16 protein-coding genes are annotated in these 13,072 nt (G+C 30.5%); 1 reads left to right on the forward strand and 15 read right to left on the reverse strand.

The window, feature by feature from the left end; all coding sequences use genetic code 11:
• Window positions 1-7: 7 nt before the first annotated feature.
• The 13 genes from recO to B5X49_RS06140 all read right to left on the reverse strand — a co-directional run bounded on the left by recO (window position 8) and on the right by B5X49_RS06140 (window position 9,103).
• On the reverse strand, window positions 8-655 hold the full coding sequence (gene recO / locus B5X49_RS06080; protein WP_045749136.1) for a DNA repair protein RecO: 648 nt from the start codon (window positions 653-655) through the stop codon (window positions 8-10).
• 3 nt (window positions 656-658) lie between these two features.
• Window positions 659-1,546 (reverse strand): GTPase Era, encoded by an 888-nt coding sequence (gene era, locus B5X49_RS06085; protein WP_045749135.1) that lies wholly within the window; start codon window positions 1,544-1,546, stop codon window positions 659-661.
• A complete protein-coding gene (gene cdd / locus B5X49_RS06090) occupies window positions 1,546-1,938 on the reverse strand; it encodes a cytidine deaminase (protein WP_045749134.1) in 393 nt (130 codons plus the stop codon). The genes era and cdd overlap by 1 nt, the downstream gene beginning before the upstream one ends.
• A 4-nt stretch (window positions 1,939-1,942) precedes the next feature.
• Entirely contained in the window at window positions 1,943-2,359 is a 417-nt protein-coding gene (ybeY, locus tag B5X49_RS06095) for an rRNA maturation RNase YbeY (protein ID WP_045749133.1), read from the reverse strand.
• Window positions 2,340-3,302, reverse strand: a complete 963-nt coding sequence (locus B5X49_RS06100; RefSeq protein ID WP_045749132.1) for a PhoH family protein — start codon at window positions 3,300-3,302, stop codon at window positions 2,340-2,342. The genes ybeY and B5X49_RS06100 overlap by 20 nt, the downstream gene beginning before the upstream one ends.
• Before the next feature lie 187 nt (window positions 3,303-3,489).
• Entirely contained in the window at window positions 3,490-3,663 is a 174-nt protein-coding gene (gene rpsU, locus B5X49_RS06105) for a 30S ribosomal protein S21 (RefSeq protein ID WP_045749131.1), read from the reverse strand.
• An 87-nt stretch (window positions 3,664-3,750) separates the two neighbouring features.
• Window positions 3,751-4,422: an RsmE family RNA methyltransferase gene (locus B5X49_RS06110; protein WP_045749130.1), complete on the reverse strand. Its 672-nt coding sequence runs from the start codon at window positions 4,420-4,422 to the stop codon at window positions 3,751-3,753.
• A 55-nt stretch (window positions 4,423-4,477) separates the two neighbouring features.
• Window positions 4,478-4,714 carry a preprotein translocase subunit SecG gene (locus B5X49_RS06115; RefSeq protein WP_045749129.1) on the reverse strand — a complete coding sequence of 79 codons (237 nt, stop codon included), beginning with the start codon at window positions 4,712-4,714 and terminating at the stop codon, window positions 4,478-4,480.
• 98 nt (window positions 4,715-4,812) lie between these two features.
• Window positions 4,813-6,015, reverse strand: coding sequence for an ABC transporter substrate-binding protein (locus B5X49_RS06120; protein WP_045749128.1), 1,203 nt, complete (start codon window positions 6,013-6,015; stop codon window positions 4,813-4,815).
• Between the two features lie 23 nt (window positions 6,016-6,038).
• Complete coding sequence (locus B5X49_RS06125; RefSeq protein ID WP_045749127.1) at window positions 6,039-6,821, reverse strand: iron ABC transporter ATP-binding protein; 783 nt, start codon at window positions 6,819-6,821, stop codon at window positions 6,039-6,041.
• On the reverse strand, window positions 6,818-7,816 hold the full coding sequence (locus tag B5X49_RS06130) for an iron chelate uptake ABC transporter family permease subunit (protein ID WP_052669936.1): 999 nt from the start codon (window positions 7,814-7,816) through the stop codon (window positions 6,818-6,820). The genes B5X49_RS06125 and B5X49_RS06130 overlap by 4 nt, the downstream gene beginning before the upstream one ends.
• Complete coding sequence (locus B5X49_RS06135; protein WP_045749126.1) at window positions 7,809-8,783, reverse strand: ABC transporter permease; 975 nt, start codon at window positions 8,781-8,783, stop codon at window positions 7,809-7,811. Before B5X49_RS06135 ends, B5X49_RS06130 begins: the two co-directional genes overlap by 8 nt.
• A gap of 5 nt (window positions 8,784-8,788) precedes the next feature.
• Complete coding sequence (locus B5X49_RS06140; RefSeq protein WP_045749125.1) at window positions 8,789-9,103, reverse strand: antibiotic biosynthesis monooxygenase family protein; 315 nt, start codon at window positions 9,101-9,103, stop codon at window positions 8,789-8,791.
• A gap of 234 nt (window positions 9,104-9,337) precedes the next feature.
• Between B5X49_RS06140 and B5X49_RS06145 the strand changes: the two genes are divergently transcribed.
• Entirely contained in the window at window positions 9,338-9,958 is a 621-nt protein-coding gene (locus B5X49_RS06145) for an MBL fold metallo-hydrolase (RefSeq protein WP_045749124.1), read from the forward strand.
• A 43-nt stretch (window positions 9,959-10,001) separates the two neighbouring features.
• Here B5X49_RS06145 and rlmD read toward each other — a convergent pair whose 3' ends face one another.
• Together rlmD and B5X49_RS06155 are read right to left on the reverse strand one after the other, a co-directional pair.
• On the reverse strand, window positions 10,002-11,279 hold the full coding sequence (gene rlmD, locus B5X49_RS06150) for a 23S rRNA (uracil(1939)-C(5))-methyltransferase RlmD (RefSeq protein ID WP_045749123.1): 1,278 nt from the start codon (window positions 11,277-11,279) through the stop codon (window positions 10,002-10,004).
• 120 nt (window positions 11,280-11,399) lie between these two features.
• On the reverse strand, window positions 11,400-12,887 hold the full coding sequence (locus B5X49_RS06155; RefSeq protein WP_045749122.1) for a carboxypeptidase M32: 1,488 nt from the start codon (window positions 12,885-12,887) through the stop codon (window positions 11,400-11,402).
• Window positions 12,888-13,072 lie beyond the last annotated feature (185 nt).

Raw genomic sequence — 13,072 nt, forward strand, 5'->3', positions numbered from 1 at the left:
TGTCTCCTTATTTACGTGTAAATTTTATATCGGTGTGATGTTCAATATAATCATATAGAAATTTTTTAATGTGTTGATACGCTTCTAAAGATAACGTTTCTAATTGATCATAGTTTAAATATGTCATTTTTAATATGTGTGTTGCAAGTTCTATTGAAATATCACTTTTTTCAGGTTCATCATCATAAACCAGTCTAGATAGTTTTATACTGATTCCTTTAACCTTCTTTGAGGTTGGTTTTAAATCAATCGGATAACCAATGAATTTTAATAATTTAAATCCAAAAGCTATCACATTTTCTTTTTGATAAGCAGTAAGTGCATTCAATATCAAAGGATAGATTTCTTGATGGGGTTCATGGTCATAAACAAGCTGTAAAAAGTCAAATAGAATACTGGAATTTAAAGTCGACTCATAAGATGCTTTAATTGCTTGAAATGAATTTATGAGTAAGGCATCTTGTAAAATAAACATATCCCTTGAGGGTTGATCTTTAAATTCAATTTGGTTTAAATATTGTGCAATGATTCTATTTTCAGATGTAACCTTTTGACTACCTTTAGCAATCAAAGTGATTTTACCTCTTGGTGTGTATAAAAAGATTAATCGATCATTTTCTTTATAACTGTGTTGTTTATAGATGATACCTTCCATGAATTATTTACCATATCCGTATTTAGAAATTGTATTTGGATCATTACGCCAATCTTTCTTGACTTTAACCCAAAGTGTTAAATGTATTTTTAAATCGAACAGTTTATTGATTTCTTTTCTCGCTTCTGTTCCGATTTTCTTTAATTTTTCACCTTGTTTACCAATTAAAATACCTTTTTGACTGTCTCTTTCAACAATGATTAATGCATCCACATCTAGAGTTTTTAATTCTTCATTGACCTTAAGAGATTCAAGCATAACAGCAACACTATGTGGAACTTCTTGTTCGGTATAGTATAAAATGCGTTCTCTAATAATCTCACTCATACGAGATTCATCGGTTTGATCGGTTACATAATCTGTTGGATAGAAAAACGGGCCTTCAAATAAATATTTTTCTAATGCTTCTTTTAAATGTGTTAAGTGTAAACTATTTTTCGCAGAAATCGGTATGACTTCATCAAATGTATGTTCTTGAATGAATGAAACAATAATTTCATCAATATCTGACTTTTTAGGTAATTCATCAATTTTATTAATGACCAGTACCGTTGGTAATCCTGCTTCTTTAATGCGTTCTAAAATTTCTTTATCTGAGTGTTTATATTTTTGGTCTACGACATACATCACAACATCTGCATCCATAAGTGAATCAACTGCAGAACGGTCCATCGATTTACCTAGACCATGAAGTGGTTTATGCATACCTGGTGTATCGATAAAGACGAACTGATTATCTTTCTCATTCAAAATGCCCGTAATTCTAAAACGGGTTGTTTGAACCTTAGGTGAGACAATCGCTATCTTTTCTCCAACAAGTGCATTGATTAGTGTAGATTTTCCTACATTGGGTTTACCAATGATGGCGATAAATCCTGATTTTTGACTCATTAGGCTCTATCTTCATCCAAGTCAAATCCATAAGGTAATAATTCTTTAACACTCATCTTTAAAGAATCACCTTTAGCATTTGTAAGGTATATCGGTGCATCTTTTGGTAAGAGTTCACTCATGACTTGTCTACAAGCACCACAAGGAGAAATTGGGTGCTTAGAATCACCAATGACTGTAATTTCAACAATGTCTTCTTTTTTATATCCTTGTGAAATCAGTGAGTAAAGTGCGTTTCTTTCTGCACAGGATGTTAATCCGTAACTACCATTTTCAATATTTGCACCATGTACATAGGTACCATCTTTTAATAATATTGCAGCACCCACTTTAAAGTGTGAGTAAGGCACATATGCCTTACTTTGTGCTTTTTTAGCTTCTTCTATATTCATATTTTCACTCTCTTTTCAAATTGGCTGATTTTAGAATTTCTTCTTGTTTTTCAAACATTTCTTTTTCATCTTCTGGTGTGTGGTGGTCAAACCCTAATAGATGTAGATATCCATGAACTGCTAAGAATCCAACTTCTCTTTCAAAACTATGTCCGTATTCAAGAGATTGAATTTTTGCTTGTTCTAAACTAATAAAGATATCACCAATAGAATCATCTAATGGATCATCATTAGGAAAACTAATGACATCGGTTGGTTTATCTAAGTTGCGGTATGTGTGATTAATTTCTCGAATACCTTCATTATCGACGATGATGATTTGCATATTTTTCTCATTTTCGATTGACTTAAATATTTTTCGGATTAATGTTTTTACTTTTGTAATATCTGATTCGGTTTGATTATGAAATGTTATTTTCATTTGCTTCATATCTTTCTAGTATTTTTTGTACCAGTGGGTGTCTGATGACATCCACTTTTTCAAATTCAATTATTTTAGCTTCTGGAATATCTTTTAATAATTCAAGTGCTTGTTTTAATCCGGATTTTTGACGATATCTTAAGTCTACTTGAGATGGGTCACCTGTTACAACCATGACACTTGAAAATCCAAGTCGAGTAAGAAACATTTTCATTTGAGTTTCAGTGGTGTTTTGCGCCTCATCTAATATGATGAATGCATTTTCCAAAGTACGTCCTCTCATGTAGGCAAGTGGTGCAATTTCAATGACCCCGCGTTCTAGAAGTCCATCAGTCGCTTCCATTCCTAAAAAGTCATATAATGCATCATAAAGTGGAATCAAATAGGGGTCAACCTTTTCTTTTAAATCTCCAGGTAAGAAACCTAATTGTTCTCCAGCCTCAACTGCAGGTCTTGTTAAAATCACTTTTTTAATTTTACCTTGTTTAAGTAATGCAACCGCATGAGCAACCGCTAAATACGTTTTACCAGTTCCTGCTGGACCGACACCAAATACTAATGGAAAATTCGTTAATGCTTCACTATAAGCTTTTTGGTTAAATGTTTTAGCTGTAATTGTTTTACCGGTTTCAGCAACAAGAATCTTCTTTTGAGATTTGTATAAATCTAGTATATGATCTAATCGATTCACCTCAGCCATTTTAATAATATATAAAACATCTCGTTCAGTCAGTAAAACCTTATGTTCAGCTAACGTGATTAAAGTTTTAAATATTTGTTCTAAGAGTTCTTTATAGGTTACGGGTCCATCATATACGATTTCATTATCATGAAGTTCTACATTAAAACCAAAATGGGATCTAAAAACCAATAGATTTCTATCTTCAACCCCAACTAATAAATTCAATGTTTCTACATGATTAAGTTTTAAATTTAACTTCATCCAAAACCCTCCAAATATATGTATATATATTTTACCTTAAATAGGAATAAATTGCACTTCAATAACGATGGTTTTATAGGATAAATCATCGTTATTGATAGATTATGGTTTATTTTAAGTCTTTAATCTAGTTATTTACATTAAATGTCAAAAAAACACCTTGAAAGGTGTTTTTAATTCATGATGCTTATTTCTTTTTTGTTCTAGCTGCTTTAGCTCTCATGCGACGGTCTACGCCTGGCTTAATGTAGAATTCGCGTTTACGTGCTTCTGCGAGGGTTCCCTCTTTACTAACGGTACGTTTAAAACGACGTAACGTATCTTCAATTGTTTCACCTTTGCGTACTTCTGTTTTAGGCATGTCTGCCCTCCTTCCACACGTTTGATATCTCAAACCTTTTTTATTATAAATCATTTTTGCAATTATGTCAAAAGTTTTTTGAATATGTTATAAAGAAAATGCATTTAGAAACGGAATATGGGCTAATTCAGTAGGAAATATGTAATTTCCAAGACTTAATGGGATAACTCCCATATCTAAAAACATTTTTCTTTCAGTTCCATCAATACCACCTTCAGGACCAATAATGCATAATACTTTTTCATTTGGGTATGCTTGGATTGCTTGATCTAATGTGTAGTTTTTTTCTTCTTCATCAAGTAAAAACATCACATATCCTTCAGTGTTTAACTCTTTAACGCTCTTAATAAAATCTATATGAGGTATTCTTTGTCTTTTAGATAATTCAGCAGCTTCTTTCGAAATTTTAATGAATCGATTTAACTTATGGTCTTCATTCGATAGTTTTGCAATACTTCGTTTCATTGGCATAAAATAGATGGATGTTGCACCAAATAAGGTAGCATACTTTGTAACAATTTCCATTTTATCCCCTTTTGGAAGACCTTGTATAATCATGATGTCTCTAGATTTATGTTCTTTGAGTTTTTCTATAATTTCAAAACTAACATTTTTTTGTTCGATTTTGAGTGTTGAAAGATAACAACCATCTTGCATACAAATTTCTACTTGATCTGAAGACTTAAAACGCATCACATTTAAAATATGATGTAAATCATCTTTTGAGAATTCATTATTTTCTAAAAAATACCTTTGCATAATACCCTCAATAAAATAAAGGTATCCCATCTGGAATACCTAATTTTTCTTTCGATTAGTTAAAGAAACGATCGATGGAGTTACTCCAAATTACCATTGCGAAATAAAGAATACTGAATATAACAAATGCTCTGTTAAAGATGACATCTGGTCCTTGTACTTTTTTATTTCTAAATAAATCAGAACTTCCACCTGTAAATGCATCCATCACATCATCTTTTGATGTTTGAAGTGCAGATGTTGCGATCATTAATAAACTTACAAAAAATATAATCCAATCAGGAAATTGCATATATCATAACTCCTTATCTTAAGCCTTATTCATTATAACGGATTTTACATCCAATTGTCAAGATTTTATCCAAAGTTTATAAAATAAAGGCTAAATAATTATGTATTTGATTCAAAGACTTGATTTAAGTCTTCAAACATTTGAATTGTAGACTCAATTCCACCTGGTAAAATATACCAACTTGCTGCATCTAAAACAAAGATATCCCCATTTTTACCTGCATTTGTGTTTTTAACCAGTTGATTATTCATCACTAAATCGATGGTTCCACTACTACCAACTGCTTGTCCTCTATCCATTAAAAAGATGATGCTAGGATTTACAGATGAAATATATTCAAAACTTACAACATTACCATGTGCTTCTAATGTAGATTGATCTGGGTCACTTGGAATAAATCCTACTTCATCATAGATCACACCATATCTAGAACCACTTCCAAATACAGATATGTTGTCTCCATTAACTAATAAGAATAGTGCATCTTCTCCATTAAGTTTGGATTTAAGTGTATTTAAATCTGTCATAAATTGATTTCTATAGTATAATAAATCATCTTTAATGCCTGTAAATATTAGCGAGATATTATCAAAAACTTGTTGTTGAACTGTAAAACTAAATGTCGAATTAGATGTATCTAAGATATCGGCATGAGGATATCTTTGTTTTAAAGTTTCATATAGACTTGCACTTCTTCCACCAATAATAATTAAGTCCGGATCCATTAAATCTAATGTATCGTAATTTGGTTCAAAAAGTGTACCTGTGTTTGGATAATTATTACTTTGATACATTTCTAGTGAAAGAGGTAGATTACTTTTTGGTAATCCAAAATACGTAATACCTGCTTGTTCTAATCCTAACACCTTAAAAATATCAGCTATTTCTAAAGCAAATGTTACAACGACTTTAGGATTTACTCTAAATGAATCTGTTTGTGTCACTCTTTGATAAACAGGTTCATTTAAGTCATTAAGTCCACTTTGTTTAGAAACTGTGTGCACTAAATTGATGACAAATTTAGCATAAAGTTTCATATGACCTGTAACAAAGTCATTATCAAAATCCCATTGTGTTATAAACTGAGAATCCTTATACCAACCCATAAATTCATAATCGCCAAAAGTTGGTTCTACAGGCTCTTCTAATAATTGATTCGGTTCAATTAAAACAGATTCAATTAAACTATCTCCTGTATACATAAATTCAACTCTTGCAAATCCATTTTCTAACTCATTTACCTGACAAGCAGTTAAAATGATGATGCTCATTAAACTTAATACAATCCATACTTTTTTCATCTACAAATATTCCTTTTCATTTTTTAATTTTTATTGAGTTCTTTTTCAATTGTTTGATGATACATACAAATTCTTTTACCATCTACTTCTCTGATACAGAAGTTATGGTCATAAATTTCATTTAAAATCGTTTCTTCCATCAAGTCTTCACAATTACCTTCATAGGATACTCGGCCATCTTTAATGGCTATGATGTACTCACAAAACGTACTTGCTATATTGATATCATGCATCACGACGATGATGGTTTTACCGAGTTCTTTTACAAATCTTTGAAGTAACAACATCATTTCAACAGCATGTTTCATATCGAGGTTATTCAAAGGTTCATCTAAAAATATGTATTTTGTATCTTGGACTAAAATCATTGCGAGTAATACTCTTTGAAGTTGTCCTCCAGAAAGCGTATCTATATATTGATCTTTAACAGTTTCTAATTTTAAATACTTGATAACTTCATTGATTTTATTTAAATCTTCATGATTGAGTTTTCCTTTAGAATGCGGATATCTTCCAAAAGAAATAAGTTCATAGCTTGTTAGTTTCAAACTAAAATGATTCGACTGTTTTAAAACAGAAATGATTTTAGATAAATTTTCTTTTTTATGTCCTAAAACTTTACCATCAATAATGATTTGACCGCTTTGTTTTTGTATTGTTTGACTAATCACATTAAAAAGCGTGGACTTACCTGCACCATTAGGTCCTATGATACCTGTGATTTTACCTTCAGGAATTTTAATATTAATATCTTTTAAAACTTCTTTTTGACCATAACTTTGATGTATATTTTGTAATTCAATCATGTTTGATGCTCCTTTACGATAAGATAAATCATATAAATACCACCTGCTAGGTTCATAAACGTTGAAACTGTTGTTTGAAATCCTAATAACTCTACAACAGATTGACCAAAGACGAGTATCACGATTGCTACCAAACTTCCTAATATGAGTATTTCTAAGTGATGATATTTCTTATAAAGTTCTTTTGCAATATTAACAGCAATAAGTCCTAAAAACGACAATGGACCAACAAGTGCTGTTACAAGTGAAATAGAAATACTAATCATAATCAGTTGTATCATCGATTCTTTTGGATAATCCACACCTAAATTCTTAGCATGTGATTCCCCTAAACTCATTACGTCAAGGACTTTGGTTTTAAACAGGAAATAAATAACGATAAATACAGCAAATGGTAATGTTATGATTGTGAGTGGATGGTTGATATTGACAACAGAAACAGACGTTAACTGTGAGATTGTTTGAAACTCATTAGGGTCCATTAATATTTGTAGAAACTGCGCATAGTTACTTGCAAGTGTCGAAATTACCATACCAATTAATAATAAGAGTAAGATATTATTTTTATTCTTCTTTAATACAGTTCTAAACATGAGAATTGTAATACCTGTCATGAACGTAACCGATATAATGAAATTAAGAATAGGGTCTAATATCCAAATAGAAACACTACTAAAGAAATACACAATCGTTGTTTGAACGACAACATATATGCTATCAAAACCTAATAAACTTGGTGTAATAATTCGGTTATTGGTAAGTGTTTGAAATGAAAGTGTTGAATACACAATCAAGACACTTGAAAGTATCAGTGCAATAACCTGGAAAGTTCTTCTTTCAAATATTTGTAACATAGCAGTTATAAATCGTTGACTTCGGTCTGGGTCATTTAAATTAAATATAATCGTATCGTATTGTGAAATCATCCAAACGGTCAAATAAATCAAAATGGATAAGACAGACAATAAAGACCAAATCAATATTTTTCTACGCATGTTTCGTTTTCCTTAAGAGTAAGTATAAGAATATAACTGAACCCACAATACCCATAATAAATCCAACAGCTAATTCGTAATTTTGACCTGTAATTACAAATAAAACTGTTCTGGCTAATATATCGCATATAAGTACAAATATACTACCGAGTATCATTAAATCAAATATCGATTTTTTTAAATAATCACCGTAATATATAGAAACGATATTTGGAATGATTAAACCTAAGAATGGTAATGGACCTACAACGATAAATGTGGAGGATGTTATCAGTGAAACAATAACCAATCCAAGTGTTACAATCCACTGATAATTAACCCCTAAATTATTGGAAAAATCTTTACCTAAGGAAACGATATTGAATCTATCTGCATAAACCATGGATATAACTAATGCAGGTACAACCATTAAAATCATTTCAAATGTTCCAATCGTTTTGTTGGTAAAACTTCCTAAACCAATAAAAGAAAGTAATTGTAGTGTGCCTGTTGTTTGTGCAAATATGATAGAAAATGAACTAATCAATGATCCAAACATCATGCCTATTAATGGGATATAAATATCATTTTTAAGTTTGATTTTAGATAATAAGTGTATAAAAATTAAACTCGATGCCATTGAAAAAATAAATGAAAATATAAACTGTGCAAATAACGGTAAACTAGGGAAAAATAGATACGTCACTAAAATTCCTAATGTAGCTGCTTGTGTGGTTCCAATAATACCAGGTGAAACAAATTTATTTCTTGCAATCGACTGAACAATCAAACCAGCAACGGATAATGCTGATGCTGTTAATATAATCGTCAGTGTCCTTGGTATTCTAGAGATTAAAAGTATTTCAACGACTTCCTGAGTAAACGAAAAAATAGTGAATAAATTCACATCTCTTCTCGCATCTATACTCAAAGATAGAATAATTAATATGACCAGTACTAAAATACTTAATAATCTTTTAAATTTCATGAATGTTATTTTGATGCTATCAATTCATATGTTTCTCGTGTAACTTCAATAACCTCTTCTGGCTTTTGATGATGACCACTGTTTTTGTCTCTGTGCAATGCAATATGCTCTGGAGACCCTTCCCAAACAAAAAAAGCCTTCTTATCCTTCCAGTAAATCATGTGACGATATAAATCAAATTCTGGGTTCTTCTTATCAAATAATAATTCTGCTTTGATAAAACCTGGAGAATTCGTCATCACACTCTTAGATAAAAAACGCTCTACCATCTTCTCTTGAAATCCTTTTTGGACTTTCAAAATACGTACGACTACATACATAATATTCAATTCCTTTCGCTCTACAAATGTTCCTTTATAGTATATAATTTTTTTCATCAACAAGCAAATAATATATTTATAAAAATTATAAATTAAAAATAAGTGTGTTATTTTTTATATTATTTAACAATATTCCTTCTAAAAAAGTATATAATACCTTAAACATAAAATAATTTAAACGAATACGTTTGAAGATTTTAGTGAGTTGTTGTATAATCTTAAAGGGTGAAATTAATGGAAATTATCGGACTTAAATTAGGCGATGTCAGATCAAATGCATATGTAGTATCCGAAGGAAAGCAATGTTTTATCATTGACCCTGGTTTTGAAGGTACTGAAATTGTCGATTATATTAAATCTAGAAAACTAGAACCTCAATTTATTTATATCACACATGGACATCATGACCATACAGGTGGTGTTAAACAGTTGAAGGAACTGTATCATATTCCAGTTTATGCACCACTAAAAGATAAAATTTGGATGACAGATACAATCTATAATTATTGGCAATATGATATTTCCGTAGACCAATTTGTTGTAGAGGATGATTTAATCGAATTTGGTAAACATGAGTTTAGAGTGATAGAAACACCAGGTCATTCTGAAGGTTCTACATGTTTATATTCTAAACCATTCTTATTCTCAGGAGATACACTCTTTTTTGAAACAATTGGTCGAACAGATATACCATTTGCAAATCAAGATGTTTTAGTAGATTCCATCAAAAATAAATTATTTACCTTACCGGATGATACTATATGTTATCCAGGACATGGTAAATCTACAACCATTAAACACGAAAAAGCAAACAACCAAGTCATGCTTCAATTGATGCAAAAAACAACTAAATAAAAAGTTAAAATCCCTCAACTAAGGGATTTTTTTATGTTGATATTTATATTTTTCTTGTGAGTAAGACTAGTGTTTCCATTGATGTCGTTTGAGGAAACATTCGAATTGGAGTAACCTCTTTGATTTCATAATGCGGACTTAAAATCTTTAAATCTCTTTGAAGTGTATTCAGTTCACAGGATAAGTAAATGACTTGAGGGATACGCTTATTTATAATTGTATCTATAAACTGAGGATCCAATCCGTTTCTAGGTGGGTCTATCACTAAGATATCACCATCCACATGTTTGATCATTTTTTTAGCATCACCTTCAAGAATTTGATATTTTCCTGGGTTTAACTTCGCATTTTCTTTAGCCATCACGATGTTTTCTGGATTATTTTCAATCATAATGATTTCTTTAACTTTATGTCTTAAATATAAACCGATTGAACCCACACCAGAATAACAGTCAATGAGCTTCTTACCTTCTACGTAGGTTGCTATTAAATCATATGTTTTTAACATCATTTCTTGGTTGACCTGTAAAAAAGATTGGTCATTTATTTTTAATTGTGTATGATTGAGTTTAAACGATAATTCATTCTTTCCATGTAATAGATAACTCGTAGTTCCAAGAATTTGTTTTTCATTTGGTTTAATATTTAATGTAATACCAACCACTTCTTTAAAATTCTTAATCACTTGAACAAGTTCAGTTAATCCCTTAAATTCTTTTTCATAAGCTACTAAAGTAACAAGTACTTGTCCTTGTTCATTGGATCTTAATACGATATGTTTAAAAATAAGTGGATCTACTTCAATGGATTGTTGTTGAATTTTCGAGATTGTTCGTTGAATTGATAGACTGTTTAAGATAAATGTATGGACTTCTATTAATTCAATAGGTTCTTTTTGATAAAGACCTAATCGCATCAAAGAGTCGTTTAAAACATGATACACGACTTTATTACGATAATTAAGTGTTTGTTCACCACTTAATGTATCTGAGACTAAAACATCATAACCCAGAGCTCTATTTAATGTATCTTGAGTTACTTGTTTTTGGTGAATGGATTGTTCTTTATCTTGTACATGATAAAGATCAAGTGCGCCTAGTTTAGATGCCACTGTTTTCCTGATTTTAGAGGGAATCAGTAATTTCTTAATTTCTGCAATTACATAAGTTTTTTTTAGTTTGGTTACAGTAACTAAAGCTTTTTCACCTTGTAGAAGACCATATACAAATACAACCATATCCTGGTATCTACAAACACCTTGACCAAACCTATCAAGTTCAAAAGCTTCTACTTCAATTTTTTGTCCAATTTCGAGATTCATTGATTTTCTTTCTATAAGTTATGTCAGATGATATCTATTCATGCATAACTTAGTTTTAAAATATTATTTTTTATACATGTCAAAAGCATTGAGCGTTGCCATATATGATAGATGTTTTTTTTAATTTGAGAATTTTCTTTTTAAATACTCAACATAGTAATCTGGATTAAATGATTCCTTTGTAGCAAACAACATGATTTCTTTTGGTGTTTTTGATTTTCCAAATGTATGTACATGTTCTTTTAACCAATCATTAATCTTATAGATTTCATTATTAGATATTGCATTTTCAATGTTAAACTCTTTATTCATTGCAAAATAAATTTGTGCTGCATATGCACTACCTAAAGCATACGTTGGGAAATATCCAAACATACCTCCAGCCCAGTGAATATCTTGTAAAACACCTTCTTGGTCATTTTTAGGACGAACACCCACATATTCTTGGTATAGTTTTCTCCATCTTTTGGGAAGGTCTTTTGTTTTTAATTTACCACTGATTAACTGTTTTTCAACTTCATAACGTACCATAATATGTAAAGGATATGTCAGTTCATCAGCCTCTGTTCTGATTAAAGAACGCTCAGCACGGTTAATGTAATGATAGAAATCCAGTAAGGTAACGCCTTTTAATTCTTTTTGGAAGATTTCTTTTAATTTATCAAAATGTACTTCCCAAAATGCATAGGATCTTCCAATCATATTTTCGTACATACGAGATTGTGATTCATGAATACCCATAGATGCTCCACCACCAAGTAATGTATTTCTTAGTTTGGAGTCGACATTTTGTTCATAAATTCCATGACCCATTTCATGTATTGTAGAAAATATCGCTGATTCAATGGAATTTTCTAGATATTTCGTTGTAATACGTACATCATCACTTGTAAAATTAGATGTAAATGGATGTTCACTCGTCTTAAGTACACCACGATTTAAATCATATTTGAATACATCCAGTAAGTATTTGTTAAACAATTCTTGTTTTTCAGCAGGGAAACGATTTTTTGATAATTTTCTAGGTAATGGACCTTTTCCACTTGTAGAACTTAAAACAAATGGTACAAGCTCATCTCTTAGTTTTTGGAAGAATGCATCATATACTTTAGTCGTCATGCCTTCTTCGTAAATATCTAATAAAACATCATATCCCTTTAAGGTGTCTGTTTGAAGATATTTTGAAATTTTTCTGTTATAGTAAATAATTTTATCTAGAACCGGTGAAAACATTTCAAAATTGTTTTGTCTTTTCGCATCTGCCCAAACGGATGATGATTTAGATAATAAAACTTGATAATCAATGTACTCATCTTTAGGCATTTTTTTAATGAGTCTTAATTCTTTTTCAACTTTTTCTATTTCTCTTTTAAGTAAATCATCTAATTTATCACGATTTAAATATAATAAGTCAATCGCTTTTAAGTAAGTTTTATTTGTTTCTAGAGCGTATATTTCATTCGTTAAGACCTCAATTTGCTCACTTCTGTAATCCACAGCCCCATGTGGCAGCTCTGTTTCTGAATCCCAACTCATTACCCACATGGCATAATAATAAGCATTTAGTTTTTTACGCATCTCTTGATATATTTTTATACTGTTTTGCATGAAATAACCCTCTCTTTACATACTTTCCTTCCTATTATAGCATTTACTTCTGTTTTTATCTATTTTAGCACTGATTTATTGGCTTTTAACCTCATGAATACGTTTACATTATTCCATAAAATTTATAATTTTTAACATAATTTAGCACTCAAGTATTGACAGTGCCAATAATTCGTTGTAAAATA

Source organism: Acholeplasma oculi (assembly GCF_900166985.1).
GTDB classification, from domain to species: Bacteria; Bacillota_I; Bacilli_A; order Acholeplasmatales; family Acholeplasmataceae; genus Acholeplasma; species Acholeplasma oculi.